General features: G+C 72.8%; 23 protein-coding genes. 14 read left to right on the forward strand and 9 right to left on the reverse strand.

What is annotated here, in order from left to right:
• The first annotated feature begins 50 nt into the window (after nucleotides 1-50).
• From ACGF4C_RS04805 to ACGF4C_RS04820, 4 genes are all read left to right on the forward strand, one after another.
• Nucleotides 51-860, forward strand: a complete 810-nt coding sequence (locus ACGF4C_RS04805) for a Tat pathway signal sequence domain protein (protein ID WP_393563275.1) — start codon at nucleotides 51-53, stop codon at nucleotides 858-860.
• Nucleotides 861-896: 36 nt separating this feature from the next.
• Nucleotides 897-2,240, forward strand: coding sequence for a copper amine oxidase (locus ACGF4C_RS04810; RefSeq protein WP_393563276.1), 1,344 nt, complete (start codon nucleotides 897-899; stop codon nucleotides 2,238-2,240).
• Between the two features lie 100 nt (nucleotides 2,241-2,340).
• Nucleotides 2,341-3,591 (forward strand): SAV2148 family HEPN domain-containing protein, encoded by a 1,251-nt coding sequence (locus ACGF4C_RS04815; RefSeq protein ID WP_393563278.1) that lies wholly within the window; start codon nucleotides 2,341-2,343, stop codon nucleotides 3,589-3,591.
• Between the two features lie 22 nt (nucleotides 3,592-3,613).
• A complete protein-coding gene (locus tag ACGF4C_RS04820; RefSeq protein WP_393563279.1) occupies nucleotides 3,614-6,904 on the forward strand; it encodes a BTAD domain-containing putative transcriptional regulator in 3,291 nt (1,096 codons plus the stop codon).
• On the opposite strand, the gene ACGF4C_RS04825 is transcribed toward ACGF4C_RS04820, so the two are convergent.
• Nucleotides 6,850-7,671: an SDR family NAD(P)-dependent oxidoreductase gene (locus ACGF4C_RS04825; RefSeq protein WP_393563281.1), complete on the reverse strand. Its 822-nt coding sequence runs from the start codon at nucleotides 7,669-7,671 to the stop codon at nucleotides 6,850-6,852. The genes ACGF4C_RS04820 and ACGF4C_RS04825 overlap by 55 nt on opposite strands.
• Nucleotides 7,672-7,904: 233 nt before the next feature.
• Here ACGF4C_RS04825 and ACGF4C_RS04830 point away from each other — a divergent pair, with 233 nt between their 5' ends.
• Nucleotides 7,905-8,624 carry an exonuclease domain-containing protein gene (locus tag ACGF4C_RS04830; RefSeq protein ID WP_393563282.1) on the forward strand — a complete coding sequence of 240 codons (720 nt, stop codon included), beginning with the start codon at nucleotides 7,905-7,907 and terminating at the stop codon, nucleotides 8,622-8,624.
• A 64-nt stretch (nucleotides 8,625-8,688) separates the two neighbouring features.
• On the opposite strand, the gene ACGF4C_RS04835 is transcribed toward ACGF4C_RS04830, so the two are convergent.
• Entirely contained in the window at nucleotides 8,689-9,579 is an 891-nt protein-coding gene (locus ACGF4C_RS04835) for an aminoglycoside phosphotransferase family protein (protein WP_393563284.1), read from the reverse strand.
• A 182-nt stretch (nucleotides 9,580-9,761) separates the two neighbouring features.
• Between ACGF4C_RS04835 and ACGF4C_RS04840 the strand changes: the two genes are divergently transcribed.
• The 8 genes from ACGF4C_RS04840 to ACGF4C_RS04875 all read left to right on the forward strand — a co-directional run bounded on the left by ACGF4C_RS04840 (nucleotide 9,762) and on the right by ACGF4C_RS04875 (nucleotide 18,053).
• A complete protein-coding gene (locus ACGF4C_RS04840; protein ID WP_393563286.1) occupies nucleotides 9,762-10,706 on the forward strand; it encodes a carbohydrate ABC transporter permease in 945 nt (314 codons plus the stop codon).
• Complete coding sequence (locus tag ACGF4C_RS04845) at nucleotides 10,703-11,542, forward strand: carbohydrate ABC transporter permease (RefSeq protein WP_393563288.1); 840 nt, start codon at nucleotides 10,703-10,705, stop codon at nucleotides 11,540-11,542. The genes ACGF4C_RS04840 and ACGF4C_RS04845 overlap by 4 nt, the downstream gene beginning before the upstream one ends.
• The gene (locus ACGF4C_RS04850; protein WP_393563290.1) at nucleotides 11,542-12,870 is read left to right on the forward strand and encodes an ABC transporter substrate-binding protein; all 1,329 of its coding nucleotides are present in this window, start codon (nucleotides 11,542-11,544) and stop codon (nucleotides 12,868-12,870) included. The genes ACGF4C_RS04845 and ACGF4C_RS04850 overlap by 1 nt, the downstream gene beginning before the upstream one ends.
• A gap of 321 nt (nucleotides 12,871-13,191) precedes the next feature.
• The gene (locus ACGF4C_RS04855; protein ID WP_393563292.1) at nucleotides 13,192-14,400 is read left to right on the forward strand and encodes a S8 family peptidase; all 1,209 of its coding nucleotides are present in this window, start codon (nucleotides 13,192-13,194) and stop codon (nucleotides 14,398-14,400) included.
• A 157-nt stretch (nucleotides 14,401-14,557) separates the two neighbouring features.
• Nucleotides 14,558-15,190: a TetR/AcrR family transcriptional regulator gene (locus tag ACGF4C_RS04860; protein WP_393563293.1), complete on the forward strand. Its 633-nt coding sequence runs from the start codon at nucleotides 14,558-14,560 to the stop codon at nucleotides 15,188-15,190.
• Entirely contained in the window at nucleotides 15,187-16,779 is a 1,593-nt protein-coding gene (locus ACGF4C_RS04865; RefSeq protein ID WP_393563295.1) for an MFS transporter, read from the forward strand. Before ACGF4C_RS04860 ends, ACGF4C_RS04865 begins: the two co-directional genes overlap by 4 nt.
• Before the next feature lie 67 nt (nucleotides 16,780-16,846).
• Nucleotides 16,847-16,987 (forward strand): hypothetical protein, encoded by a 141-nt coding sequence (locus tag ACGF4C_RS04870; protein ID WP_158744977.1) that lies wholly within the window; start codon nucleotides 16,847-16,849, stop codon nucleotides 16,985-16,987.
• Nucleotides 16,953-18,053 carry a glycosyltransferase family 2 protein gene (locus tag ACGF4C_RS04875; RefSeq protein WP_393563297.1) on the forward strand — a complete coding sequence of 367 codons (1,101 nt, stop codon included), beginning with the start codon at nucleotides 16,953-16,955 and terminating at the stop codon, nucleotides 18,051-18,053. The genes ACGF4C_RS04870 and ACGF4C_RS04875 overlap by 35 nt, the downstream gene beginning before the upstream one ends.
• 128 nt (nucleotides 18,054-18,181) lie before the next feature.
• On the opposite strand, the gene ACGF4C_RS04880 is transcribed toward ACGF4C_RS04875, so the two are convergent.
• Together ACGF4C_RS04880 and ACGF4C_RS04885 are read right to left on the reverse strand one after the other, a co-directional pair.
• Nucleotides 18,182-19,213 (reverse strand): LacI family DNA-binding transcriptional regulator, encoded by a 1,032-nt coding sequence (locus ACGF4C_RS04880; protein WP_393563299.1) that lies wholly within the window; start codon nucleotides 19,211-19,213, stop codon nucleotides 18,182-18,184.
• A 536-nt stretch (nucleotides 19,214-19,749) separates the two neighbouring features.
• The gene (locus ACGF4C_RS04885) at nucleotides 19,750-19,875 is read right to left on the reverse strand and encodes a hypothetical protein (protein WP_393563301.1); all 126 of its coding nucleotides are present in this window, start codon (nucleotides 19,873-19,875) and stop codon (nucleotides 19,750-19,752) included.
• A gap of 101 nt (nucleotides 19,876-19,976) precedes the next feature.
• Between ACGF4C_RS04885 and ACGF4C_RS04890 the strand changes: the two genes are divergently transcribed.
• Nucleotides 19,977-21,659 carry an alpha-amylase family glycosyl hydrolase gene (locus ACGF4C_RS04890; RefSeq protein ID WP_393563303.1) on the forward strand — a complete coding sequence of 561 codons (1,683 nt, stop codon included), beginning with the start codon at nucleotides 19,977-19,979 and terminating at the stop codon, nucleotides 21,657-21,659.
• A 31-nt stretch (nucleotides 21,660-21,690) separates the two neighbouring features.
• Here ACGF4C_RS04890 and ACGF4C_RS04895 read toward each other — a convergent pair whose 3' ends face one another.
• The 5 genes from ACGF4C_RS04895 to ACGF4C_RS04915 all read right to left on the reverse strand — a co-directional run bounded on the left by ACGF4C_RS04895 (nucleotide 21,691) and on the right by ACGF4C_RS04915 (nucleotide 26,920).
• Nucleotides 21,691-22,461: a sirohydrochlorin chelatase gene (locus ACGF4C_RS04895; RefSeq protein ID WP_393563304.1), complete on the reverse strand. Its 771-nt coding sequence runs from the start codon at nucleotides 22,459-22,461 to the stop codon at nucleotides 21,691-21,693.
• A gap of 4 nt (nucleotides 22,462-22,465) precedes the next feature.
• The gene (locus ACGF4C_RS04900) at nucleotides 22,466-23,413 is read right to left on the reverse strand and encodes an ABC transporter permease (protein ID WP_393563305.1); all 948 of its coding nucleotides are present in this window, start codon (nucleotides 23,411-23,413) and stop codon (nucleotides 22,466-22,468) included.
• Nucleotides 23,400-24,206: an ABC transporter ATP-binding protein gene (locus tag ACGF4C_RS04905; RefSeq protein ID WP_393563307.1), complete on the reverse strand. Its 807-nt coding sequence runs from the start codon at nucleotides 24,204-24,206 to the stop codon at nucleotides 23,400-23,402. Before ACGF4C_RS04905 ends, ACGF4C_RS04900 begins: the two co-directional genes overlap by 14 nt.
• A gap of 36 nt (nucleotides 24,207-24,242) precedes the next feature.
• Complete coding sequence (locus tag ACGF4C_RS04910) at nucleotides 24,243-25,352, reverse strand: aliphatic sulfonate ABC transporter substrate-binding protein (RefSeq protein WP_393563308.1); 1,110 nt, start codon at nucleotides 25,350-25,352, stop codon at nucleotides 24,243-24,245.
• Between the two features lie 212 nt (nucleotides 25,353-25,564).
• Complete coding sequence (locus tag ACGF4C_RS04915; RefSeq protein WP_393563309.1) at nucleotides 25,565-26,920, reverse strand: sulfate adenylyltransferase subunit 1; 1,356 nt, start codon at nucleotides 26,918-26,920, stop codon at nucleotides 25,565-25,567.
• Nucleotides 26,921-26,922: the final 2 nt, after the last annotated feature.

Genomic DNA, 26,922 nt, shown 5'->3' on the forward strand with positions numbered 1-26,922 from the left:
CCACGGGGGACCGCGACCGCATGTCACGGATGTGACAGCAGGGGGGAACCGTGCACCGACTGCTGCACCGCCACCTCGGGAAGGCCCTCGCCGGCGCCGCCCTGGCGCTGACCGGCACCGCCGTCATGGCCGCCGTCACCCTGCCGGCCGGCGCCGGTGCCACCGGCACGACGGACGCCCGGCCGGCCGGGGCCGGCGCCCCGGCCCCGGGACGCGGCCCCGGCGCGCCGCCGCCGGGCGTCGTCGAGCCGGCCGGTGCCCAGGGCGAACGCGGCCGGGGACGCGATCCGCTCACCGGCGACGAGCTCCGGCGCGCCCGGGACCTGGCGCAGCCGCGCGCCCTGCGCAACGCCGCCAGGAACGTCACCGGCCGCCCGGGGCCCGAGCCGCTCCTCACCGATCTGGCCGAACGCCGTCCCTCGGAAGCCGGCCTGGCCGACCCGCCGCGCCGGGCCCTGGTCTCGTTCTACGACTACGCGACCGACGGCTACGTCACCACAACGGTCAATCTGACCACCTCCAGGGTGGAGGCCACCGACACCCAGCACGGCGTCCAGCCGCCACCCAGCCACACCGAGGCGGTCGAGGCGGCCCGGCTGCTGATCGCCGACCCGCTCGGCGCCGGACTGCGACAGGACTACCGCCACGCCACCGGCCACGACCTCACCGGACCCGGCCCGCTCGCGGTCACCGGCTTCGTCTACCGCGGCCGCGCCGAGGGCGACGCCCCGGGCGCCCTGGCCGCCTGCGGACCGCACCGCTGCGTCCACCTCTTCACCAAGGTCAAGAACGGCCCGTGGATCGACACCCGCCGCCTCGTGATCGACCTCAGCGCCCGCACCGTCGCCCGCCTCGGCTGACCACCGCCACCCTCTCCCCTCCCCGGAGCCGCCACCATGCCCGGAAGGCACACCACCGGCGCCCGCATCCGCCGGCGCACCACCGCGCTCGCCGCCGCCCCTGTACTGCTCGCCGCGAGCGCCCTGCTGACCGCCCCGGCCGTCCAGGCGGCCCCCGACGTCCGCGAAGCCCCCGGAGCCCGCGCCGCCGCCACCGCCCCGCCCTGCTCCGCCGCGTTCCGTATCTCCCGGACGCTGGACGGCGGCACCACCTGGCAGATGTGCTGGCACTACGAGGGCAACGCCGGCCTGGTCCTGGACGACGTCTCGTACCGGCCCAAGGGCGAACCCCGCCCGGTCAAGGTGCTCACCAGCGCCCGCCTCGGCCAGATCCACGTCCCCTACGACGACGGCAGGAACGAGTACGACGACCTCACCGGCCAGGGCTTCGCCCAGGGACTGCAGAAACTCACCCCCGCCGAGTGCCCCGGCGGCACCATCAAGACCGTCAAGGTGCCCGGCGCCTACGACCCCGCCCACCCGAATGTCAGCGGCCTGTGCACCACCACCCGCGCCCGCGGCCACGCCTACCGCATGGGCCCCTACCCCGGCGAGCAGGCCCCGACCTACCAGCTCCAGGGCCAGGACCTGCTGGTCTACACCGTCAACAAGGTCGGCTGGTACGAGTACCTCACCGAATGGCGGTTCGCCGGCGACGGCACCATGACGTTCCAGGTCGGCGCCACCGGCACCGTCTCACCCGGTGACTACGACGCCGGCGACGGCCGCGGCATGCCGCTCGGCAAGGGCGCCAAGGACTACGCCACCAGCCACAGCCACAACGTCTTCTGGCGCCTCGACTTCGGCCTGGACGGATCCTCCGCCAACAAGGTCGAGCAGTTCGATTCGGCCACCACCACCCGCCCCGGCGGCAACACGCCCACCATCCGCACCACCCGTACCCCCGTCACCCGGGAACTCGCCGGCGACGCCGGACCGCTGCGCTGGTGGCGGGTGGTCAGCCCCAACGGCCGCAACAAGGACGGCCATCCGCGCTCGTACGAGATCGTGCCGGGCCACACCAGCAAGTACACCGGCCGCGGTTACACCCGGCACGACGTCTATTTCACGGACTACAACACCTGCGAGCGGTTCGCCAGCAACAACCTGGCCAACTGCGGTACCCGCGCCGGGCGGAGCGTGGACACCTGGGTCAACGGACAGCCGCTGAAACACCCCATCGCGTGGGTCAACATCGGGTTCCACCACATCGCCAGGGACGAGGACCAGGAGCCGATGCCCGTCCACTGGCAGGGCTTCCAGCTGGTCCCGCGCGACGTCACGGCTATGAATCCGCTCACTCCGCCCGCCCTCGCCGGTCACAACGGGCACTATGGATAAGGGGAGTTGGTAGACGACTCGACCCATCCTGCTGCACCGCCTCCCGCACCGCAGTAGTCTGCCTTGATCGTTGGCACGGGGGTTCGGAAGGCGGTGGCAGGTGAGCGGCGGGCTGGAGTTGCCCCCTGGTGACGAGAGTCATGAGGGGCATGACGGCGGCTCCGTCGACGCACCGCCCGGCGCGGTGTCCCTGGCACGACCGCTGGAGATCGGGGCGGAGCTGGACTGGGGCGCCGAGGCGTGGAGCGAGGTGCGCACCCGTGCCCGCCGGGCCGGACGTGCCTACATCTGGCTGAATCTCGTCGAGCAGCGGCTGCGGGCCGTGGTGGCGGCCGTGCTGCGGCCCATCTACGAGCCGGTGCACGGCGACGAATGGGTGATCGCCGCGGCCGGCCCCGCCGGTCAGGAATGGGTGCAGCGGGCGGTCGCGGTCCGCGAGGTCAGCCGCCGCAAGGGCTACCTCCTCGACCCCGCGGACGACAACATCGTCAGCTTCCTGACGCTGCCGCAACTCCGCGAACTGATGGTCCAGCACTGGCCCTGCTTCGAGCCGTACTTCGACGACCGCCGGGAGGTCGAACTGGCCCTCGACGAGCTGGAGGTCGCCCGCAACATCGTCTCCCGCAACCGCGCGCTGTCCGAGACCGTGCTCGCCCAGGCCGAGCGTGCCTCCGCCCGGCTGCTGGACATACTCGGCTCCGGTGCCGGCACCCGTATTTCCGGGCGACTGCCCATCGACGCCGTCGAGGACCTCGTCGGGGACCGCTACGCCGACGTCATCGGGGTCCACCCCGACCGGGTCCGCCTCCAGCGCCAGCTGCCGGCCGAGGACCTCTTCGGCGGCGCCCGCCGGCTCGACGCCGTCGGCATCGGGCTCAACCTCCTCGTCCAGAACTACTCCGGCCGCCGCCTGGTCCGGCTCGCCGAATCCGGCTGCCGGGTCCGGCTGCTCTTCCTCAACCCGGCCAGCAGCGCGGTCCGCCGCCGGGAACGGGAAATCGGCCTGAAGAAGGGCGAGATGAGCCGCTCCATCGAGATGAACATCCTGCACATGCGCCGGGTGCGCGCCCGGCTGCGCGACCCCGGCGCCTTCGAGATCCAGGTCTTCGACGAGACCCCGCGGTTCACCGCCTACCTCGTCGACGGCGACGGGGCCGACGGTCTGGCCGTCGTCCAGCCGTACCTCCGCAAGAGCCGCGGCATGGAATCCCCGGTCTTCGTCCTGCGCGGCGGCTCCCGGGACCTCGTCCGGCAGGACGCCCGGGACGGACGCGACGGCGACCACGGGCTGTTCGAGACCTACCGGGAGGAGTTCGAGGGCATCTGGGCGGACTCGCGGCCGGTTTCCTGACGCACCTCGTACGGTTGTGCGTATGCAGTTCCGCGTACTGGCCCCGCTGGACGTGCGGTCCACCGACGGCCGCCCGGCCCCCGTCCCGGAGAAGAAGGTACGGGCCCTGCTCGCCGCCCTCCTGGCGCACCACGGCCGTCCGGTGTCCGCCGGCCGGCTCATCGAGCACCTCTGGGGCCCGCGGCCGCCCGCCCACCCCACCGCATCCCTCCAGAGCAAGGTCTCCCAGCTCCGCCGCGCCCTGGACACCGCCGAACCCGGCGCCCGCACCCTGGTGGCCACCGCCCCGCCCGGCTACCGGCTGGACATCACCGCCGACGCCCTCGACGCCGGCCGCTTCACCGCGCTCACCAGCCGCGCCCGGACCGCCCGCTCCGCGGCGGAACGGGCCGGGCTGCTCGCCGAGGCGCTGGACCTGTGGCAGGGCCCGGCGTTCGCCGGCTTCGCGGACGACGACCTGATCCGCCCGGTGGCCGAGGGCCTGGAGGAGCAGCGGCTGACCGCCCTGGAGGAGCACGCCGCGGCCCGCCTGCACCTGGGCGAGCACACCGCACTGACCGGCGAACTTGCCTCCCTGGTGGTCCGGCACCCGCTGCGGGAACGGCTGCGCGCGCTCCAGCTGACCGCCCTGTACCGGTCCGGCCGGCAGAGCGAGGCGCTGGCCGCGTACGACGAGATCCGCACCCGGCTGGCCGAGGAACTGGGTGTCGACCCCGGCCCCGAACTGACCGCGGTCCACCAGGCGATCCTGCGTCAAGAGCCCTGGCAGCCCCGGCCCGTGGCCACCACGGCGCCGGCGCACACCCCGGGCGCGCAGCCGCCCCGGCGCCCCCGCCCCCGCACCAACCTCCCCACCCCGCTCACCGAACTCCTCGGCCGCGAGGAGGCGGTACGCCAGGTCGGGCAGGCCCTGGCGGCCCACCGGCTGGTGACGCTCACCGGCCCCGGCGGGGTGGGCAAGACCCGCCTCGCGCTGGAGACCGCCGGCCGGCCGGCCGACGACTTCCCCGACGGCAGCTGGCTGGTGGAGCTGGCCGCCCTCGGCCGCCCGGACGACCCGGACCGCGACCGTCGCGCCAAGTGCACCGCCGCCGAGGTGGCCGAGGCGGTGCTGGCCGTGCTCGGCGTCCAGGAGGGCGCGGCGGCCGGGCCGGTGGCCGAACGCCTGGTCGCGGCCGTCCGCGGCAAACGCCTGCTGCTGGTCCTGGACAACTGCGAGCACCTCGTCGACGCGGCCGCCGAGGTCACCGCCGAACTGCTGGCCGCCGCCCCGTCGTTGCGCATCCTGGTCACCGGACAGGAACCGCTGGGCCTGGCGGGCGAGCGGATCCACCCCGTACCGCCGCTGGCCCCGGACGGCGCGATCGCCCTGTTCGCGGCCCGCGCGGCCGCCGCCGACCCCGGCTTCGTCCTGGACGCCGACAGCGCCCCCGCGGTCGCCGAGATCTGCCGCCGGCTGGACGGCATCCCGCTCGCCCTGGAGCTCGCCGCCACCCGCGTCCGTGCCCTGGGCGTACGGGAGTTGAGCGCCCGGCTCGACGACCGGTTCCGGCTGCCGGCCGCCGCCCGGCGCGGCGCCCCACGCCGCCAGCAGACCCTGCGCGCCATGATCGACTGGAGCTGGGAGCTGCTGCCCGGTCCCGAACGCACCGTGCTGCGCCGGCTGGCCGTCCACGCCGACGGCTGCACCCTGCAGGCCGCCGAAACGGTCTGCGCGGGCGACGGCATCGCCCGCGAGGACGTGCTGGAGCTGCTGGCCCGGCTCGTGGACCGCTCGCTGGTGACGGTCGCCCGGACGCCGTACGGGACCCGCTACCGGCTCCTGGAGACCGTCGCCGCGTACTGCCTGGAACGGCTCCGGGAGGCCGGCGAGCTGTCCGCGACCCGCCGTCGGCATCAGCTCCACTACACCGAACTGGCCGAGCGCGCCGCCCCGTTGCTGTACGGGGCGGCCCAGCGGGAGTGGCTGGAACGGCTCGACCAGGAGACCGCGAACCTGCGCGCCGCCCTGGACGGCGCGGTCATGGACGGCGCCGCGGACCGGGCGCTCCGGCTGGTGAACGCCCTGGCCTGGTACTGGTTCCTGCGCGGCCGGCTCGCGGAGGCGGGCCGCTCGCTGGACGCCGCGCTGACCGCGGCCGCCGGGGCGCACCCGGACGTCCCGGAGGGCCGGCGGCTGCGGGCGGCCGCCTGGCAGGTCGGCATGGCCTCACTGGCGGGCGGGGACGCCGACCCGGTGACCCGGGCGGCCGCCGTCCTGCGCCGCTACGAAGCCCACGACGACCCGGCCGAACGGGCCTGGGCCCAGTGGTTCCTCGGCTACGCCCAAGTCGGCCTCGGCGACCCCGGCGTGGCGGCGGACCGGATGGTGCGGGCGCTGACCGCGTTCCGGGCGCTCGGCGACCGCTGGGGCACCGCGGCGGCGCTGAGCAGCCGCGCCCAGGGCACCGGCGGCGAGGACCTGCCCGCCCGCCGCCGCGCCGCCGAGGAGAGCGCCGCGCTCTTCGCCGAACTGGGCGACCGCTGGGGACAGTTGCAGGCCACCGATGCCCTGGCCGCGATCGCCGAGATCACCGGCGACTACGGCCGAGCGGCCCGGCTCCACCAGGAGGGATTGCGCAGCGCCGAGGAGTTGGGCCTGCGGATCCAGGTCTCGTACAAGCTCTCCGGGCTCGGCCGGATCGCGCTGCTGACCGGCGACCTGGCGGCCGCCCGAGACCACCATGAGCGGGCGCTGCGGCTTGCCGCCGAACAGTCCCACCGGCGCGGCGAGATGTTCGCCGAGTGCGGGCTCGCCCTCGGTGCCAGGAGGGAGGGCCGGCTCGACGAGGCGGAGGCGCATCTGCTGCCCTGGCTGGAGTGGTGCCGCGGCCGGGAAGGCGATCCGGGGACCGCGTTCGTCCTGGGCGAACTGGGCTTCCTCGCCGAACTCCGCGGGGACGCCGCCACCGCCCGCGAGCGCCACCTCGACGGGTTCGCCGCGGCCCGCGCCACCGGCGACCCCCGGGCGGTCGCGCTGGCCCTGGAGGGCCTGGCCGGCGCCCGGACGCTGACCGGCCACCTCGCCTCCGCGGCCCGGCTGCTCGGCGCGGCGGACGCCCTGCGCACCGCCGCCGGCGCACCCCGGCCGGCCGCGGAAGGCGGGGACGTGACCCGCAGCACGACCACCGCGCGCCGCGGGCTGGGCGCTGCGGCCTTCGACACGGCGTACGCGCACGGGGCGGAACTGACCCCGGAGGAACTGGTGGCGGAGGACCTCTACGGAGTCCCGGTGATCCCGCCGTCCACCCGCAGCTCGATCCCGTTGACGTAATCGGCGCGCGGGCTCGCCAGATAGGCGACCGCGGCGGCGATGTCCTCCGGGCGACCCAGCCGCCCGGTCGGGTTCGCGGCGTACGCGGCAACGACGTCCGCCTCGTCGACGGCGCCCGCCGACTCCACGGCCGCCGCGGTGCCGTTCCCCTCGTCCGTCGTGTCCGCCGCCCGTTCCTCGAACATCCGGTACATCGACGGGCTGACGATCACGCCGGGACTCACACAGTTCGCGGTGACGCCCGTCCCTGCGAGGTGCCGGGCCAGGCTCGTGGTCATGTTCACCACGGCGGCCTTGGCGGCGGAGTACGTCACCATGTTGGGCAGCGGCGTCCGCACGGCCCGGCTGCCGATGGTGATGACCCGGCCCCAGCCGTGCTCGCGCAAGGACGGCAGCAGCGTCTGGCTGACCCGCACCGTGGGCAGCACGTTCCCCTCGAAGGCGGCCCGCCAGTCGGACGCCCGGGAGCTCTCCCAGTCGTGCTCGGCGAACGGCCCGGCGTTGTTGACGAGGATCTGGACGCCGAAGTCCCGGGCGGTCAGGGCGATCTGCTCCGCCACGCCCGGTTCGGTCAGATCCCCGAGCACCACTTCCGTCCGCACGCCGCGCGCCGCGACCCGTTCGGCGACGGCCGCGGCGGCCCCCGCGTTGCGGCCGTGGACGAGGACCTCGCAGCCCTCGTCCGCCAGCGTCTCGGCGATCGTCGCCCCGATCCCCGAACTGCTGCCCGTCACCAGCGCCCCGCGTCCTGCCAGCCGTAGGTCCATGCGGCCAGCCTAGGGGGACGCCACCCCGCTCGTGCCCGGCTCGCGGTTCTGCGCGCGGGGCCCGGTCCGGCGGGTGGCGACGGGCGGCCGGTCGATTGTCAGTGGTGCGTGGGAGAGTGGCGGAGCAACGGGGGAAGTACCACCGAAGGAGACCGCATGAGCGAGCGTGGCGAGCTCGGCACGGCAAGGAGCGTGCCGGGCGCGTGCCGGGCCGGGCGAAGTGAGGTACCGGCATGAGCTGGCATCAGGAGCTGCTGGTCGGCTTCGACCTGGAGACCACGGGCACGGACGTCGAGCAGGACCGCATCGTCACCGCCGCCCTGATCCGGCTGGAGGGGGACGGCCGGGCGGTCGGGAAGCAGACCTGGCTGCTCGACCCGGGCGTCCCGATACCCGAGGAAGCAGCGGCCATTCACGGCATTTCGACCGCATATGTCCAGCTGCACGGCCGCCCGCCGGCGACCGCGATAGAGGAGATCACCGAGGCGCTGGCCGAGGCCCTGCGCGCGGACATCCCCCTGGTGGTGATGAACGCCCGCTACGACCTCTCCCTCCTGGACCGCGAGTGCCGGCGCCACGGCATACCGACCCTGACCGAGCGGCTCGGGCGCGCACCCGCGCCGGTCATCGACCCGCTGGTGCTCGACAAGCACGTGGACCGCTACCGCAAGGGACGCCGCGCGTTGCAGGCGCTGTGCGGTCACTACGGCGTCCGGCTGGAGGGGGCACACGAGGCGGGCGCCGACGCGGCCGCCGCGGCCGGGGTCGCCCGGCGCATCGGCGAGCGGTATCCGGCCGTCGCCCTGCCGTCGCCGCGTGCGCTGCACGCCCTGCAGGAACAGGCGGCCGCCGAGCAGGCCGCCTCCTTCCAGGCGTACTTGCGCCGCACCGACCCGGAGGCGACGGTCGAGCCGGCCTGGCCGCTGATCCCGTATCAGGCGACGAGGGTCTGATCCGCCGGCCGCCGGGCCGGGGCAGCGGCAGGCGCAGGAGCCGGCCGGTCGCCACGACGCCGGGTCAGAAGGGGTACCACCGCACCGTCGCGTCCTTCTCGCGCAAGGAGGCGATCCGGCGCCGGAATTCCTTCAGCGCCGCCGGGTTTCCGGGCGCGTGCTGGGACACCCAGGCGCAGCTCGCGGTCTCCCGCGATCCGCGCAGCACGGCGCAGCCCTCCCAGTCGCGCACATCCCAGCCGTAGACGGACACGAAGGTGTCATAGGCGTCCGCGGCCAGGCCGTAGCGGTCCCGGCTGAGCGCCATCACGACCAGGTCGTGCTCCCGCAGGTCGAAGGAGAAGGTCTCCAGATCGACGAGCACCGGCCCGTCGGGCCCGATATGCACGTTGCGGGTCAGCGCGTCGCCGTGGATCGGCCCGCGTGGCAGATGCGGCTCCAGTGCCGTGGCGGCCGCCGCGAAGGCGTCCCGGCGCCCGCGCAGATACTCCGCGTCCGGCGCCGATACGGCGTCACCCGCCAGCCGCAGCCAGCGCTCGACACCGCCGAGCAACTCGCGGCGGGGGAGCGCGAAGGGCGGCTCCGGCAGCGCGTGGACGAGCTTGAGCAGCGCGGCGAGGTCCTCGGGACCGGCCGGCCGGACGGCCTCCGGCAGCCGCTGCCAGTACGTCACGGGATGCCCGTCGACGAGCGTGGCCACCGGCTCCGCGGCCCGCACGGCCGGCACGCCCTCGGCGGCCAGCCACTGCGCCACGGCCAGTTCCCGCTCGGCGCGCGCCAGGAGGTCGGCGCTGCGGCCCACCCGTACGACCGGGCCGCGCTCGCCGAGCGCGAAGACGGCGTTCTCGCCGAGCGCGAGCAGCCGGGCGTCGGCCGCCGCCTCCGGTCGGCCGGCCGCGGCGAGTACGTCCCGGGCGCGCGCCTCCGTGAAGGCGGCCGGGCTCGGTTCGGTCATGGTGCTGCCTCCTGCGATACGTACCGGCCCTCAGTGTCGCAGGTGCGCCCGGGGCCCCAGGATGGGGAGAGCCTGCACGGAATCCGGCCGGGACCTTGACGGCGGCAGCCGGCCTCACGACGATGACGGCGGCCGGTGGGGAGCGGCCACCGGGGGACGGGACGGGGACGGGGGGCCGAAGGATGGCAGCAGCGCCGACCGCGGTGGCGCGGCGGTCCACCACGGCGGGCCCCGGCCGCGCCGGCCGGCCCCGGCGCGACCACGGCGCCTGGTTCCTCGTACTGCCCGCGCTGCTCCCGATCCTGGGCCTGAGCGTCGGACCGCTGCTGTACGGCATCGGCCTGTCGTTCACCGACGCCCAGTCCGGCCGGACCCGGGCCGCCGGGTTCGTCGGACTGCTGAACTTCTCCGACCTGCTGCACGACTCGCTGTTCTGGGACTCCTTCCGGATCGGCCTGATCTGGGCGTTCGGCGTCACCGTCCCGCAGTTCCTGCTCGCCCTCGGCCTGGCCCTGCTGCTCAACCTCGACCTCCGGCTGCGCTGGCTGGCCCGGGCGCTGGCGATCATTCCGTGGGCGATGCCCGAGGTCGTCGTCGGCATCATGTGGCGGCTGGTCTACCACCCCGACGCCGGTGTGCTGAACGAGACCCTGCGCGGCCTCGGACTGTCCGGGGCCGAGGGACGGGACTGGCTCAGCGGCCTGGCCACCGCGCTGCCCGCGGTCCTGGTCGTCGGGGTCTGGGCCGGGATGCCGCAGACCACCGTCACGCTGCTGGCCGGTCTGCAGAACGTACCGCCCGAACTGCACGAGGCCGCGGCCCTCGACGGCGCGGGCGCCTGGCGCCGGTTCCGCACCGTCACCTGGCCCGCCCTCAAACCGGTCGCCCTCGCCGTCACCGCCCTCAACTTCATCTGGAACTTCAACTCCTTCGCCCTGGTCTTCGTGCTGACCGACGGCGGCCCCGGTGGCCGCACCCGACTGCCGATGCTCTTCGCATACGAAGAGGCCTTCCGCTACGGGCAGTTCGGGTACGCCGCCGCGATGGGCCTGGCGATGGTCGCGGTGATCTCCGTCCTGCTGGCCCTCTATCTGGCCGGCCGGCTGAAGGGGGACGAGGACCGATGACCGCACTCCGCCGGACCGCCACCCGCACCGGCCAGTACGCCGCGCTCCTCGGCTACCTCGCCTTCCTCGCGTTCCCCTTCCTCTGGCTGGTCTCCACCGCCGTCAAGCCGCCCCGCGAGCTGGCCGCCGCCCACCCCACCTGGATCCCCGCGGCACCCACGCTGGAGAACTTCCGGCACGCCATCGACCAGCAGCCGCTGCTGGTCGCCGCGGGCAACAGCCTGCTGGCCGCGGCGGTCTCCGCGCTGCTCGCCGTCGCGCTGGCGACCCCGATGGCGTACGTCCTGGCCCGTCACCGCACCCGCCTCGCCCGGGCGGCCACCGGCTGGGTCGTCGTCAGCCAGGCGTTCCCCCTGGTGCTGGTGATCATCCCGCTGTTCCTGATCCTCAAGGGCCTCCATCTGGTCGACTCCCGGACCGGGCTGATCCTGGTCTACGTGGTCTGGGCGCTGCCGTTCGCGCTGTGGATGCTCACCGGTTACGTCCGGGCCGTCCCCCGCGAATTGGAGGAGGCGGCGGCCGTCGACGGCGCCGGCCGGCTCCGTACGCTGCTGTCCGTCACCGGGCCCCTGCTGGCCCCGGGCATCGTCGCCACCGCACTGTTCGCCTTCCTCACCGCCTGGAACGAGTTCTTCTTCGCCCTGGTCCTGCTCAAGTCGCCGGAAAAACAGACCCTTCCGGTGGTGCTGACCCACTTCCTCGGGGCGGAGGGCGTCGCCGACCTCGGGCCGCTGGCCGCCGCCGCACTGCTCGCCACCCTCCCCGGCCTGCTGCTCTTCGCCGCCCTCCAGCGCCGGATCACCGGTGGCATGCTCGCCGGGGCGGTGAAGAGCTGATGCCCGCCGCCCGTACGCCGGCGCGGCCGGCCCGATGGAGCCGCCGGGGCCTGCTGACGGCCGCCGCCGCCCTGCCCGCCGCGGCCCTGCTCCCGGGCTGCTCCGCCGAACGCCCGCGGCGCGGCCCCGGGGGCCGGATCACCCTGCGCTTCCAGTCGCTGGCCTGGCAGCAGGACTCCGTCAAGGCCAACAAGCAGCTGGTCGCCGAGTGGAACCGCCGGCACCCCGCCGTCCAGGTGAGTTACGTCCAGGGCGCCTGGCCGACCGTCCACGACCAGCTGCTGACCTCCTTCGAGGGCGGCGAGGCACCGGACATCATCCATGACGCCTCCGACGACCTCGCGGACTTCGCCTACGGTGGCGACCTGGCCGACCTCACCACCCTCCTGCCGGCCCGCCTCAAGGCGGACATCCCCGGCCACAGCTGGGAGACCGCCACCTTCGACGGCCGGATCTACGGCGTCCCGTTCCTCCAGGAGCCACGGGTGCTGGTGGCCAACCGCGCGAAACTGCACCGTTCCGGTGTCCGCGTCGCCACCCCGGAGGACCCGTGGACCTGGGAGGAGTTCGCGGAGGTGGCCCAGCGGCTGACCCGTGGCACCGACCACGGGGTGGCCTGGCCGCTGAAGGAACCGGTCTCGGCCACCCTCAACCTCTCGCTGTCCACCGGCGGCCGGGTCTTCCACCGCCGCCCGGACGGCCGGGTCCAGATCCGCTTCGACGCCGTCGACCAGGTGGTCCCGCGGATCATCCACGACCAGGTGAACGTCGACCGCACCGCCGCCCGTACGACGCTGGGCATGGGCGGGTCCGACACCCTCCCCGGCTTCTTCGCCGGGCGCTACGCGATGGTGCCGCTCGGCTTCTCCTACCGCCAGCAGATCGCCCAGCAGGCGCCCAAGGGCTTCGACTGGACGGTGCTGCCGGCCCCCGCGGGAGCGACACCGCGGCAGGGCGTGAGCCCGCAGACCCTGTCGATCGCCGCGGACTGCCCGTACAAGGAGGAGGCGATGGCGTTCATCGACTTCTTCCTCCGGCCCCCGAACATGGTCCGGCTGGCCCTGGGGGACTGGCTGTTGCCGACGGGCCAGGAGGCGCTCCGGAACCCGGCTCTCGGGGTGCGGCGGTACGACTGGGCGACCGGTACCGCGCTCGCCGGAAGCCTGCGCTCGGCCCCGGCCCAGTCCGTCCGCGGCTACCCGGAGTGGAAGGACAAGATCGCCACTCCGGGCCTGCAGGAGTACTACAGCGGCGCGATCGACCTCGTTACCCTCCGCAAACGGCTGATCGGGGACGGCAATCTGGTCCTGGCGCGGTACCAGCGCTGAAGAATGCCCCCGAAGTCGTCCCCCATTCAACGGAGTTGCAGTGACGGACGGGCGCACGGCAATCGCGGCCTGTTTCCCTCCATTACACGAACGTAAACGGAGTTGAGTCGCCCTGCTTCAAGTCGGCCGTTTGCTTTGAGCAGTTCTGGGCGCTTTTGCATTTTTTCAAGGTTGTTGCCTATCTCACACGACGGGGTCTCCCTTGAATTGGACCCATCAATCAGACAGGGTTTCGAGTCAGCCCGACGCAGATCTTCCTGCGTCCAGGGGCTGTTGGCGCAACGCTTTCCCCCCACACCACGAACGAGGAGAACCCTCGCAATGGCTCACAAGCGTTCCAGCAAGAAGCGGCTCGTCACGGCGATAGCCGCCGCGGTGGCCGCGACTGGTATCGCCACCGTTACCGCGGTGACCGCGGGCGCCTCGCCCGCCCCCGCCGAAGGCAAGATCTACGGCGCCCAGGCCAAGGGCGCTGTCAACGGCAGCTACATCGTCATGCTGAAGAAGTCGGTCCGTACGGCCGAGAGCGGCGATCTCGCTTCCAAGTACGGCGGCAAGGTGAAGCGCACCTTCTCCTCCGCCATCGACGGCTTCTCGGCCAACGGCCTGAGCGCCGAGGAGGCCAAGCGCCTCGCCGCCGACCCGGCCGTCGACAAGGTCGTCCAGAACAAGAAGTTCCACATCGACGCCACCCAGGACAACCCGCCGTCGTGGGGCCTGGACCGCATCGACCAGGCGGACACCCAGGGCGACAAGAAGTACAACTACCCCGACAGCGCCGGTGACGGCGTCACCGCGTACGTCATCGACACCGGCGTCCACATCAGCCACAAGGACTTCGGCGGCCGCGCGTCGTACGGCTTCAACGCCATCGACGGCAGTGACAAGGCCGAGGACGACAACGGCCACGGCACCCACGTCTCCGGCACCATCGCCGGTGCGGCGCACGGCGTCGCCAAGAAGGCCAAGATCGTGGCCGTCAAGGTCCTGGACGGCCAGGGCTCCGGCACCACCGAGCAGGTCGTCGCCGGCATCGACTGGGTCACCAAGAACCACAAGGGCCCGTCGGTCGCCAACATGTCCCTGGGCGGCGGCGTGGACGAGGCGCTCGACGCGGCCGTGAAGAAGGCCATCGACTCCGGTGTCACCTTCGGTGTCGCGGCGGGCAACGAGTCCAGCGACGCGGGCCAGAGCTCCCCGGCGCGCGTCAAGGAAGCCATCACGGTGGCCTCCAGCACCAACAAGGACGAGCAGTCCGACTTCTCCAACTTCGGCAGCGTGGTGGACATTTACGCGCCCGGTTCCGACATCACGTCGGACTGGAACAGCGGCGATGACGCCACCAAGACCATCTCGGGTACGTCGATGGCGACCCCGCACGTGGTCGGTGCCGCCGCGGTCTACCTGGCGGGCCACAAGGACGCCAAGCCCGCCGACGTCGAGAAGGCGCTGACCGGCGGTGCCACCGCCGACAAGATCACCAACCCGGGTCAGGGAACGCCCAACAAGCTGCTGAAGGTCGTCGAGTAGGGCCTCGACTCCCGTTCTCCACGCCGGCCGTCGCGCTCGCCCCCACGGGGCGCGGCGGCCGGCGTCGTCGTGTCTGCCGTTCCCTCGGAGTGTGGTCTCTATTTGCCGGCGCGCGTAGACACTGTCTACTCATGTTTGGTAGACACTGTCTATGCCTATGTCCACGTCTCCGTCTACGTCCAGCTCCGGGAACTCCGCGAACGAGGAACCCGCTCAGGACGCGGGCCTGCGCGCCCGTCTGGTCGAGGCCGGTGTCGAGCTGGTGGCCAGGGAGGGCGTGCAAGCGCTGTCACTGCGGGAAATCGCCCGCCAGGCAGGGGTTTCGCACGGCGCCCCGCGCCGCTACTTCCCCACGCACCTCGATCTGCTCTCCGCGATCGCCCGCCGGGGCTTCGCCGACCTGGCCGCCCGTACCGCCGAGGTGCTCGACGGCAACGACGCGTCCCCCCGCGCCCGGCTCACCTCGCTCGCCCGGACCTACCTCGACTTCGCCCTGTCCGAGCGCGGCATGTACGAGCTGATGTTCCGTCACGACCTGCTGGAGAGCAATCGGCTCGGCCTACGGGACACCAGCCTCCCGCTCTTCCAGGTACTCGTGGACCTGATCGCCCGGATACGGCCGTCCACGGACCCGCCGCCCTCGGTGGTGGCGGGCGCCCTGTGGGGAAACCTGCACGGCGTCGCCCAGTTGTGGGGATGGGGCAGCCTCCCGCTCGCCACCGGCTCCGACGACATCGAACCGCTGCTGCGCGCCACCCTCGACGCGTACCTCGGACCGGAGGCCCGATGACCGCCCCGCCGCGCTCCTCACGGGGCGGCGCTGCTGATGACCACTCCTCGATCGAGCGCAGCGACGCCGTCCGCTCCTCACGGGGCCGCGGTGCGGCCGACGCCGGAAGCCGTCCGCCCGGCGTCTCACCTCGCCACCGCCCGCCCCGCGGCTCCTCCCTCTCCGGCCGCCACCGCCGTCTGATCCTCACCGGCAGCATCACCGGAGCGGTGATCGTCGCACTGGACGGCACCGTACTGACCATCGTCCAGCCGGCCCTCCAACGGGACCTGCATGCCTCGTTCGTACAGGTCCAGTGGACCAGCACCGGCTACCTCATCGCCGTGGCCGCCCTGCTCGTCCTCGCCGGCCGGCTCGGCGACCGCTACGGCCACCAACGGATCTTCGCCCTCGGCATTCTGGGCTTCGGCGCCGCGTCCGCGGGGATCGGACTGGCGCCCGGCATCGGCTGGGTGATCGCGCTGCGGATCGCGCAAGGCATCTTCGGCGCGCTGCTGCAACCGGCCACCCTGGGGATGCTGCGCGCCACGTATCCACCGGACCGGCTCGCCATGCCCCTGGCCCTCCGTACCAGCGCCATCGGCCTCGCGGCAGCGGCCGGCCCGGTGCTCGGCGGGGCGCTCTCCGCCCAGTTCGGCTGGCGCGCCGTCTTCTTCCTCAACGTGCCGCCCGCGCTGGCCGTCGGCGTACTGGCCCTCGCCACCCGCATGACGCCGCGACCGCACCCCCACGAGGCCCTCGACACCACGCCCCCGCCACCACCCGCATCACCCCCGCCGGCCTGCTCCCCCCTCGACCTCCCCGGAGCCGCCCTCCTCTCCCTCGCCCTGCTGTGCCTGGTCCACACCCTCGTGGTGCTCCCGGAATCCGGCTGGACCGTGGTCACCCTGTTCACCACCGGGGCGGGAGCGGTCGCCTGTGGCGCCTTCGTCCGCCACGAACGCCGCGCCGCGAGCCCCCTCATTCCGCCCGCGGTCCTCACCTCACGCGCCGTGGCCTCCGCGCTCTCCGTCCTGCTGTGCGCTTCCGCCGGGCTGTTCGGCACGCTCTTCGTCGGCTCGTACTTCCTGCAGAACGTCCTCGGGCTCGACCCGCTCCAGAGCGGTCTGCGCGTACTGCCCCTGGCCGTCATGATGGTGCTGAGCGCACCTGCCTCGGCCGTACTCCAGCGCCGCTACGGCCCCCGCCGGACCACCCTCACGGCCATGACCCTCCTCGCCGCCGGCATCCTGCTCCTCTCCCAACTCACGCCCGGCTCCGGCGTGTTGACGATCAGCGGCGGTTTCGCCCTGCTCGGTGCGGGATTCGGCACGGTGATGGTCACCGCGACGGCGGTCATCGTGCGCCATGTCCCCGTGGCTCACGCAGGAGTGGCCGGCGGACTCCAGCAGACCGCGATGAACATCGGCCCGACGCTGGGGGTCGCCCTGGCGACCATGCTGACCGCCTTCACCTCCGCGATGAGCACCACGCTCCTCGCCCTGGCCGCCGTTGCCGCCACCGGCACCCTGGCGGCCCGCGGACTGCCCCTCCGCAACGGCACGAAGGAAGCCGAGCAGGAGGCGGCACCCGCAACCCACCCGAGCTGAAAGCAAGTTATCCACAGGAGGAACCCTCCGGAACCAGAACTCGCTCCCTCCGACTACCGTCGGTGACATGCACGGAGGACTGCCGTTCATCGGCATCAGCACCATCGTCTACGGCGTCATCGGTCTGACCGGCGTCGTCATCACTGCGATCCGCACCAAGGGGGGAGCCCGTCATGCGCACCATCACCGCCATCGTTCCTGCTCATAACGAGGAGGAGGGCCTGCCGGCCACACTGGAGTCACTCGCCCGGCAAACGGTCCCGCCCGACCGTGTCCTGGTCGTGGACGACGCCTCCACGGACCGCACGGGCGAGGTGGCGGCCTCACACGGCGTCACGGTCTTACGCCCGCCCCGCAACCTCGGCAGCAAGGCCAAAGCCCAGAACTACGCCCTTCCGCACTGCACCACCGACCTCGTCCTGGCCGTCGACGCGGACACCGTCCTCGCCAAGGACTACATCGAAACCGTTCTGCCCGCCTTCGACGACCCCACCGTCTCGGTCGCGGCCGGCACGGTCCGCACCCGCCACACCCGCACACTCTGGGAACGCGGCCGGTCCACGGAGTACCTCTTCGGCTTCCACTGGCACCGCCCCATCCAGGCCCGCGCCAACAGCCCCATGGTCTGCTCGGGTTGCTGCTCGGTCTTCCGCCGCGACGACCTGATGACCTTCGGTGGCTTCCCCGAACGCACCATCGTCGAGGACATGGATTACACCTGGTCCCAGCAGATCGCCGGCAGACGTGCGGTCTATGTCTCCGACGCCGTCGCCCTCGCCGCCGACCCCGAGGACCTCACCTATCTCCGCAAACAGGTCTGGCGCTGGATGGCGGGCTTCTGCCAGAACGTCCGTCTCCACCTGGGGAGTCTGATCCGCCACAAACCCCTGCTGGCCCTCTGGGTGCTCCTCGCGCTCCTGGAGATCGTCACCGCACCGTTCTGGTGGGCGACCCCCTTCGTGACCGCCGCGACCACCGGCCGGCCGCTCGCCGTCACCTTCGCCTGGTGGGCCGGAGCCGAGCTGCTCCTGACCGCGCCACCCCTGATCTATGCCGCCCACCGCCGCAAACTCCCGCTCGCCGGCGTCCTGTTGAACCTCCCCTGCGTCTACGCCACCAAGACCGTCAACCTCGTCTACGCCTGGAAGGCTCTCCTCGTCGAGCTCGTCCTGGTCCCCCTCCACCTGGCCCGCGGCCTCACGGTGTACGAAAAGGGCCGAGCCGACACCCCGACGGGCCGAACGGTACGAACGGCCCCCGCCGGGGCGGCGTAGCGACGGCAGGCGGAGACATCGGGCAACTGCGCCGGCGGAGGTGCCGGACATCTGCGCCGACGGAGGCGCTGGGCCTCTGTACCCGCGGCGGCGTCTCGCCCGCTTCACTTCACACGTTCTGTTGCCTTCTACGCTCCCGCCGGCGGCGGCGCCGTGGTGCGGCGGGGGACGAGTTCGGTGGGGAGGACGATGTGGAGTGGGCCGTCGCCGTCGGTGTCGTCGATGACCGAGCGGGTGAGGCGGACGGCGGTGCGGCCCAGTTCGGCGGCGGACTGGGCGAGCGTGGTCAGGCCCATGAGGGCGGACATGACGTGGTCGTCGAAGCCCATGACGGAAACCCGGCCGGGGACCGGGATGTTGGCCTCGCGGAGGGCGGCCAGGAGGCGGAAGGCCAGGTCGTCGGTTTCGGCGAAGAGTGCGGTCGGCGGGGCCTGCAGGCTCAGCAGCCGGCCCACCGCGGCGGCCATGCCGATGCCCTTCCAGTCGGGCACGCTCATGACCAGGTCGTCGTCGTGCTCGATGCCCGCCTCGGTGAGGGCGCGCAGATGGCCGGCGAGGCGGTTCCTGCTGCTCCAGGCGAAGCCCGTCTCGTCGGCGGTCTGGAGGAAGGCGATCCGCCGGTGCCCGAGGTTGAGCAGATGGCGGGTGCCGCGCAGTGCGGCCTCCTCGTCGTCCACGTAGACGCTGGGCCGGCCGGGGGCGTGCTGGCTGACGAAGACCAGCGGCATGCCCAGGTCGTCGAGGCGGGCGCGTTCGGCGGGGGAGAGCGCGAAGCTCACCACGAGCAGGGCATCGGCGTTGCGGCGGGCGGGCAACCGGTCGAAGAAATCGGCGCGTTCCTGGACGTCGGTCACGCTGTAGACCAGCAGGTCGAGCCCGGCGTCGCGCAGGGCGGGGGCCATACCGGACAGCGTGGCGCTCAGGAACCACGACTCCAGGTGGGGCATCAGGACGGCCACCCGGCCGGTGCGGCCGGTGACGAGGCTGGAGGCGCTGCGGGTGATGGCGAAGGAGAGCTCGCGGGCGGCCGCCTCCACCCGGGCCCGGGTGATCTCCGACACGGTCGGCAGGCCGCGCAGGGTGCGCGAGACGGTCGACACCGAAACCCCCGCCCGATGGGCCACATCGGCCATCGTGGCCTCGCTGCGAGCTGAGGACATGCCGGGACGCTAGCACAGACGGACGATGACAGCGTTGGCAGGGAGATCGCTTGCGGAATCTCTGGCCCACCGCCCGTTGACCTGACCACGAGCCCACTTCTAGCCTGCAAGCGCTGTCATGAAGCATGCAGGCAGCCGAGACGTGAGGAGCACTCATGACCTTGCGCCGCAGAACCCTGCTCGCCGGCAGCCATGGCGCGGGAGCCGGGCTCACCAGCGGTTGCGCGGGCAAGCCCTTGGACACGTTGCTGACCCAGGCCGCCCACGTCCCGCGTACCCCGGCCACTGTCACCTGGAGGGTGTCCGAACTCCCGGTCCGGACCGGCCCGGTGGTGGCCGAGCCGAACCTCCGCGCCCTCCAGCGCCGCTGTCCGCCTCTCCACATCTCCGGGCGGGATCTTCACCCTCACCGCGACCTGGACGGAGTTCCTGCTGACGCTGACGGCGTTCCTGCTGGCGTGGACGTTCAACAGCGAGGACGGATACCGCACGGTTCCGGTCGTCATCACGCTTTTCGCCGGCCGGTGCACCGTCCCCTACGGGACGCTGTTCGCGGGGGCCGTGGCGGCCACCCTGCCCATCAGCGTCCTGGTCGTGATCTTCCGCCGTTCGATCGCCTCGGGCATGACCTCCGACTTGGGCATGACCTCCGACTTGGGCATGACCTCAGCGCCGGTCAAGGGATGACAGCCCCGCCAGGGGCGCCGCCCCTTCCCGCCCGTCGACCCATCCGGTGAGACACCCGCTACCGAAAGGCAGCCACGTGACCGCACAGCATCTCGGCCCGGAACCCACGACGGCCGGCCGCAGCAGCCGCGACTGGTGGCGGCAGGCCGTCGTCTACCAGGTGTACCCGCGCAGCTTCGCCGACTCCGACGGCGACGGCATCGGCGACCTCCCCGGTGTGACCTCCCGGCTCGGCCACCTCGCCGACCTCGGAGTGGACGCCGTCTGGCTGAGCCCCTTCTACCCCTCCGAACTGGCCGACGGCGGCTATGACGTCGCCGACTACCGCGACGTCGATCCGCGGCTGGGCACCCTCGACGACTTCGACGCGTTGGTCACCGAGGCGCACCGCCTCGGCCTCAAGGTGATGGTCGACATCGTGCCCAACCACTCCTCCCACCAGCACGTCTGGTTCCAGGAGGCGCTGCGGGCCGGCCCGGGGTCCGCCGCGCGGGAGCGCTACGTCTTCCGCGAGGGCAAGGGCCCGGACGGCGCGGAGCCGCCCACCGACTGGGTCTCCTGCTTCGGCGGTCCCGCCTGGACCCGGCTGCCCGACGGCTGGTGGTACCTCCACCTCTTCGCCCCGCAGCAGCCCGACTTCAACTGGGACAACCCCGAGGTCCGCACGGAGTTCCGCAAGACCCTGCGCTTCTGGTCGGACCGCGGCGTGGACGGCTTCCGGGTCGATGTGGCGCACGGCCTCGCCAAGGACCTGGCTGCGCCGCTCCGCGACATCGGCACCGTCGAGAGCTACCAACCGGACGACCTGCCCGAGGACGGCAGCCACCCCTTCTGGGACCGCGACGAGGTGCACGAGATCTTCCGCGACTGGCGCACGGTCTTCGACGAGTACGACCCGCCGCGGATCGCGGTCGCCGAGGCCTGGGTGCGCAACTCCCGGCGCACCGCCTACGCCACCCCGCAGGAGCTGGGCCAGGCGTTCAACTTCGACTTCCTCAGGGCGTCGCTGCACGCCGGGGAGCTCCGGTCCTCCATCGACACCGCGCTCGCCGACGCCCGGGCGGCCGGCGCCACCGCGACCTGGGTGCTCTCCAACCACGACGTGATCCGGCACGCCTCCCGGCACGGCCTGCCGGACGGCTGCGACGAGGAGGCCTGGCTGCTCTCCGACGGCCAACGGCCGCCCGTGGACCGGGCGTTCGGTCTGCGTCGGGCGCTCGCCGCGACCCTGCTGATGCTGGCGCTGCCCGGTTCCGCCTACGTCTACCAGGGCGAGGAACTGGGCCTGCCCGAGGTCGCCGACCTGCCCCGCGAAGCCCTGCAGGACCCGGTGTGGACCCGCAGCCGCGGCCGGTCGAAGGGCAGGGACGGCTGCCGGGTGCCGCTGCCCTGGCGGCGCGGGGGAAGCTCGTACGGCTTCGGCAGCGGCGGGTCCTGGCTGCCGCAGCCGCCGGGCTGGGGCGGGCTGTCCGTCGAGGCCCAGCAGGGCGATCCGGCCGCCCCCCTGGAGCTCTACCGCGCCGCGCTGCGCCTCCGCCGCGGACTGCTCGCCGACGAGGTACTGGAGTGGATCGGCGGCCCCGAAGCGGTGGCCGGCGGACTGCTGCACTTCCGCCGCTCCGGCGGCTGGGAGTGCCTGACCAACCTCTCGGACGCCGCCCGACCGCTGCCCGAAGGCGAACTGCTGCTGTCCTCCGCACCGCTGAGCGACGACCGGCTGCCGCCGTGGACGACGGCCTGGGTACGGACGGCCGGCTGAGCCCCGGTGCCGGAGCGGTGGCCCGCGGCCCTCAGGCGATCAGGGACGACAGGTCGCCGCGGGCCCGGGCCACCAGTGACTGGTCGTAGCGCCGCAGCAGCAGCCGGGCCAGCTCGGGGGCGTCGCCGAGGACCGGCGCGAGGACGTCCGCCCGGGCCTCCCGGGCGCCGGCCGCGATCCGGTCCGGGAGGAAGCCGGGGGCGATGACGTAGGGGGCGACGGCCACCCGCGCCACGCCCTCGGCCCGCAGGGCCCGTACGGCCTCGGCCGTACGGGGCAGAGATGCGGAGGCGAACGCAGGTCGCACGGCACACCAACCAGCGGTGCGCCGCCACTCCCGCGCGATTTCAGCGATCACTGCGATCGCCTCCGGGTCTGAGGAGCCCGCCGAGGCCAGCACGACCCCGGTCGAGCGACGGTCCCCGGGCCGCAGCCCGGCCTCCGCCAGCCGGCGCTCCAGCGCGGCGGTCAGGAGGGTGGACGGGCCGAGCACCTCGGCCTGACGGATGGTCAGCCGCGGCAGCCGGGCGGCCGCCTCGCGCAGCACCGCCGGGATGTCGGACTTCGCGTGGAACGCCCGGGTCAGCAGCAGCGGCAGCGCCAGGACCTCCCGCTCTCCCTCGGCCGCCAGCCGCTCCAGCACCCGGGGGACCCGGGGTGCGTTGAAGTCCAGATGGCCGACCTCGACACGCAGCCCGGGCCGCAGCGACCGGACGCGCGCGCAGAGCGCGGCGACGGTCGCCGCGTGCCGTGGGTCGCGGCTGCCGTGGGCGACGACGAGGAGAGTGGGACGTGCGCTCATGGGATCAGTTCTTGACCAGGAGACCGCGGCTGCGCAGCACCCGCCGCTCGATCGGCGCGAAGATCAGCAGCTCGATGCCGATGCCGACGACGAGGATGAGGAAGATCGCCGCGAGCACCCAGGACATGTCCTGCAGCTCCCGGCCCTGCTCCAGCAACTGGCCCAGACCGGTGCCCAGATCGGGCGCGTTGACGATCAGCTCGGCAGCCATCAGGGAACGCCAGGAGAACGCCCAGCCCTGCTTCAGGCCCGCCAGGTAGCCCGGCAGCGCGGCCGGCAGCAGCACATGCCGCACCCCGGCCAGACCCGTCGCGCCGATGGTGCGGCCCGCGCGCAGGTAGAGCGGTGAGATCTGGTCGACGCCGGACACCAGGCCGTTGGCGATGGACGGGACGGCGCCGAGCAGCACCACCGCGTAGATCGTGGCGTCGCTCAGCCCGAACCAGATGATCGCGGCCGGCACCCAGGCCACCGACGGCAGCGACTGCAGACCGCTCAGGATCGGCCCGATCGCGGCCCGTACGGCCTTGACCCGGGCGACGATCAGCCCGAGCACCGTACCGATGGCGACCGAAGCCACGAAGCCCAGCGCACCGCGCGAGACGCTGGTCCACACGAAGCCCAGCAGCGTGCCCTCCAGCCACTTCTGCTGGAGCGAGCGGCCGACGTCGACGGGACTGGGCAGCAGGTAGTGCGGCTTGAGCTGGAAGTGGTAGGCGAGCTGCCACAGCGCCAGCACGACGACGATCGCGACGATCGGCGGGACCGCCTTCGACACGGCGGTCCGCAGCCAGGGCTGCCGGTGCACGACAGTGGATTCCAGGGCGTCGAGTCCGGCCTCCAGACCGGCGAGGTCCGCGGCGTCACCGCCCTTCGCCGCGGTGCCGGAGGCGGCCGGGTCGTCGTCGGTCCGGGTGGTCGTGGCCCCGGCCCGGGTCTCAGTGCTGGCCATGGCGGCGGATCTCCCCACGCAGCTGTTCGGTGATCTCGATGGACAGGTCGGCGACCGCGGCGTCCTCGATGCGCCGCGGCTGCGGGATGTCCACCTGCCACTCGCGGGCCACCCGGCCCGGACGGGAGGACAACAGGACCACCCGCTGGGCCAGCCGCACCGCCTCGCGGACGTTGTGCGTGACGAACAGGACCGACAGCTGCGTCTCCTGCCAGATGCGGGTCAGCTCGTCGTGCAGCACGTCCCGGGTGATCGCGTCCAGCGCGGCGAACGGCTCGTCCATCAGCAGCAGTTGACTGTCCTGGGCGAGCGCCCGGGCCATCGCCACCCGCTGGCGCATACCGCCGGACAGCTCGTGCACCCGCTTGCCGTAGGCGCCCTTGAGGCGGACGAGTTCGAGCAGCCGCTCGGCCTCGTCCCGGCGCTCGGCCCGCGGCACCCCGCGCAGCCGCAGTGCCAGTTCGATGTTGCGGCCCGCGGTCAGCCACGGGAACAGCGCGTGTTCCTGGAACATCAGGGCCGGCCGGCCGCCCGGCGTCTCGATGCGGCCGGCGGACGGCGCGTCCAGACCGGCCACGAGGTTGAGCAGGGTGGACTTGCCGCAGCCGGACGCCCCCAGGAGGCAGACGAACTCGCCGGGTGCCACCTCGATGTCGATGTCGTCCAGCACGTGCTGCTGGGCGCCCGGGCGGCCGAACGACTTCGAAACGTGATCGATGCGAGCCGCGTACGGCACGGTGGTGCCCGTGTCCGCCGTGGCGGGCTGCTGCTTGGTGAGCGTGGTGGTCGTCATCGGTGTCACCTCCTGGGGGAGTGCGGAGCTACGGGCTTACTTGGTGCCGAGACCGGCGTCGTCGACCGGCTGCTTGCCCTCGGACTTGAGGACCTTGTTCAGCAGCGTGAGGTCGTAGATGCCCGTCAGGTCCGGCTTCTTCAGCAGGCCCGCCTTGACGGCGTGGTCGGCCTCCTCCTGGAGGGTGGCGGCCAGCGGGTCGTCGGTGATGTCGATGTTCTTGAAGGCCGGGTCGAGGACGTCGGCCGGCAGCGCCTTACCGGCCACGTCCGGCTCGGCGAGCTTGGCGTTGAGGGCCTTCTTCGCCTCGTCCGGGTGCGACCGGATCCAGGCGTTGGTCTTCACCGAGGCGCGCAGTACCGCCTCCACGGCCTTCGGGTGCTCCTTGAGGAACTTCTGCGAGACGATCACGTTCGTGATGACGAACTTGCCGTCCTTCCACAGCTTCTTCTCGTCCAGGATGGTCTTGCCGCCCGCCGCGACGAGCTTGGAGGCGGTGGGCTCGGGCACCCAGGCACCGTCGATGGACCCCTGCTCGAAGGCGGTCGGCGTCACCTTGTTGTCGGTGCGCTGCACGGTGACATCGCCCTTGCCCGTGGTGGCGTCGACCTTGTAGCCCTTGTCCGAAAGGAAGTTGAGCAGCGCCACGTCCTGCGTGTTGCCCAGCTGCGGGGTCGCGATCGTTTTGCCCTTGAGGTCGCCGAGACCCTTGACCTTCTTGGGGTTGACGACGAGCGAGACACCGCCGGACGCCGAACCGGAGATGATCTTCAGGCTCTTGCCGTGCGACTTGGCGTAGCCGTTGATGGCGGGGGAGGGGCCGATCCAGCCGATGTCGATCGCGCCCGAGTTGAGCGCCTCGATCTCGGCGGGGCCCGCGTTGAAGAGGGAGGTCTTCACCTCGGTGCCGCCCAGCTCCTTCTGGAACCGGCCGTTCTGGAGGCCGATCAGCGGGGTGGCGTGGGTGGTGTTGCCGAAGAAGCCGAGCTTGATCTGATCGAGCCCGTCGGTCTTGGGCCCCTTGGGGGCGACCTGGGCGGAGGTGTCCTTCTTGGCCTCGGAACCGTAACCGCAGGCGCCCAGCGCGCCGATCAGCACGGGGACGGAGACGGCGGCCGCCAGCAGGCGGTGTCGAACGGCAGACACGGAGGTGGTTCCTCTCGGAGGGCCGGGGACTACGCGCCCTCTAAGGCGCGCCCGGCGGTGCGATGGATCTTCGGAAAGGAGGCGTGGGGGGTACGGAGTCGAGCATCGTCAGCACACACATCGGCCGACTCCGCCCTGTCCGCTCCCCATGGCGCCGCTGCCGATGCGGCCGCCCTCCTTGGCGAAGGTCGAGAAGACGTCGTTCAGCATGCTCAGAAGTCCCATCCGTCGTCGTCCGTCCCCTCGGCCGGCGCCGCCTCGGCGGCCGCCTCCGCGAACGCGGTGCCCGCCATCCCCGCGGTCAGCGTCGTGCCGTCCGCCGGGTCGATCAGCAGGAACGAGCCGGTGCGCCGGGAGTCCGCGTACGCGTCCAGGGCCAGCGGCTCGGCCGTCCGGACCACCACCCGGCCGATGTCGTTGGCGGCCAGCTCACCGGGCGCCGGGTGCTGCGAGAGGTCGTCCAGCGTCAGCCGGGACGGGATGTCCTTGACGATCGCCTTGACGGTGCGGGTGGTGTGCTTGAGCAGCACCCGCTGCCCGACGGTCAGCGGACGGTCCGCCACATGGCACACGGTCGCCTCGATGTCCTGCGTGACGGCCGGCGCGGTCGCCGTCGGGGCGATCAGATCACCGCGCGAGACGTCGATGTCGTCGGCCAGCCGGACGGTCACCGACTGCGGCGCCCAGGCGACGTCCACGGCCTCCCCGAGCGCGTCGATCCCCTCGATCGTGCTCGTACGGCCCGAGGGCAGCACCGTCACCGCATCGCCGACGCGCAGCACACCGGCGGCGATCTGGCCCGCGTAACCGCGGTAGTCGGGGTGCTCGGCGGTCTGCGGCCGGATCACGTACTGCACCGGGAAGCGGGCCGGGTCGTCCGACGGATCGGCGACCACCGGCACGGTCTCCAGGTGCTCCAGCACCGTCGGGCCGCCGTACCAGTCCATGTTGGCCGACGGGGACACCACGTTGTCACCGGCCAGCGCGGAGATCGGGATCGCGGTGATCTCCGGGACGCCCAGCGAGCCCGCGTAGGTCGTGAACTCCTCGGCGATAGCGGCGAAGACGGACTCCTCGTAGCCGACCAGGTCCATCTTGTTGACGGCCAGCACGACGTGCGGGACGCGCAGCAGGGCGGCGACCGCGGCGTGCCGGCGGGTCTGCTCGACCACGCCGTTGCGGGCGTCGACCAGCACCACGGCCAGCTCGGCGGTCGAGGCGCCGGTGACCATGTTGCGGGTGTACTGCACGTGCCCCGGGGTGTCCGCCAGGATGAACCGGCGGCGCGGCGTGGCGAAGTAGCGGTAGGCGACGTCGATGGTGATGCCCTGCTCGCGCTCGGCGCGCAGCCCGTCGGTCAGCAGCGCCAGGTCCGGCGTCTCCTGCCCGCGGCCCAGCGACGCGCGCTCGACGGCCTCCAGCTGGTCGGCCAGCACGGACTTGGAGTCGTGCAGCAGCCGGCCCACCAGCGTGGACTTGCCGTCGTCGACGGAACCGGCGGTGGCGAAGCGCAGCAGCGAGGTGGCGCCGGCGTCCACGGCACCGGTGGCGGCATTGGTGGTGCTCATGG

This window comes from Streptomyces sp. NPDC048197 (genome assembly GCF_043202395.1).
Lineage (GTDB): Bacteria > Actinomycetota > Actinomycetes > Streptomycetales > Streptomycetaceae > Streptomyces > Streptomyces siderophoricus.

Coding starts and splice junctions, on each gene's coding strand:
- ACGF4C_RS04810 (WP_393563276.1), top strand. CDS start 897: ATGCCCGGAAGGCACACCACCGGCGCCCGCATCCGCCGGCGCACCACC.
- ACGF4C_RS04820 (WP_393563279.1), top strand. CDS start 3,614: ATGCAGTTCCGCGTACTGGCCCCGCTGGACGTGCGGTCCACCGACGGC.
- ACGF4C_RS04825 (WP_393563281.1), bottom strand. CDS start 7,671: ATGGACCTACGGCTGGCAGGACGCGGGGCGCTGGTGACGGGCAGCAGT.
- ACGF4C_RS04830 (WP_393563282.1), top strand. CDS start 7,905: ATGAGCTGGCATCAGGAGCTGCTGGTCGGCTTCGACCTGGAGACCACG.
- ACGF4C_RS04835 (WP_393563284.1), bottom strand. CDS start 9,579: ATGACCGAACCGAGCCCGGCCGCCTTCACGGAGGCGCGCGCCCGGGAC.
- ACGF4C_RS04840 (WP_393563286.1), top strand. CDS start 9,762: ATGGCAGCAGCGCCGACCGCGGTGGCGCGGCGGTCCACCACGGCGGGC.
- ACGF4C_RS04845 (WP_393563288.1), top strand. CDS start 10,703: ATGACCGCACTCCGCCGGACCGCCACCCGCACCGGCCAGTACGCCGCG.
- ACGF4C_RS04850 (WP_393563290.1), top strand. CDS start 11,542: ATGCCCGCCGCCCGTACGCCGGCGCGGCCGGCCCGATGGAGCCGCCGG.
- ACGF4C_RS04855 (WP_393563292.1), top strand. CDS start 13,192: ATGGCTCACAAGCGTTCCAGCAAGAAGCGGCTCGTCACGGCGATAGCC.
- ACGF4C_RS04860 (WP_393563293.1), top strand. CDS start 14,558: ATGTCCACGTCTCCGTCTACGTCCAGCTCCGGGAACTCCGCGAACGAG.
- ACGF4C_RS04865 (WP_393563295.1), top strand. CDS start 15,187: ATGACCGCCCCGCCGCGCTCCTCACGGGGCGGCGCTGCTGATGACCAC.
- ACGF4C_RS04870 (WP_158744977.1), top strand. CDS start 16,847: ATGCACGGAGGACTGCCGTTCATCGGCATCAGCACCATCGTCTACGGC.
- ACGF4C_RS04875 (WP_393563297.1), top strand. CDS start 16,953: ATGCGCACCATCACCGCCATCGTTCCTGCTCATAACGAGGAGGAGGGC.
- ACGF4C_RS04880 (WP_393563299.1), bottom strand. CDS start 19,213: ATGTCCTCAGCTCGCAGCGAGGCCACGATGGCCGATGTGGCCCATCGG.
- ACGF4C_RS04885 (WP_393563301.1), bottom strand. CDS start 19,875: ATGCCCAAGTCGGAGGTCATGCCCAAGTCGGAGGTCATGCCCGAGGCG.
- ACGF4C_RS04895 (WP_393563304.1), bottom strand. CDS start 22,461: ATGAGCGCACGTCCCACTCTCCTCGTCGTCGCCCACGGCAGCCGCGAC.
- ACGF4C_RS04900 (WP_393563305.1), bottom strand. CDS start 23,413: ATGGCCAGCACTGAGACCCGGGCCGGGGCCACGACCACCCGGACCGAC.
- ACGF4C_RS04905 (WP_393563307.1), bottom strand. CDS start 24,206: ATGACGACCACCACGCTCACCAAGCAGCAGCCCGCCACGGCGGACACG.
- ACGF4C_RS04915 (WP_393563309.1), bottom strand. CDS start 26,920: ATGAGCACCACCAATGCCGCCACCGGTGCCGTGGACGCCGGCGCCACC.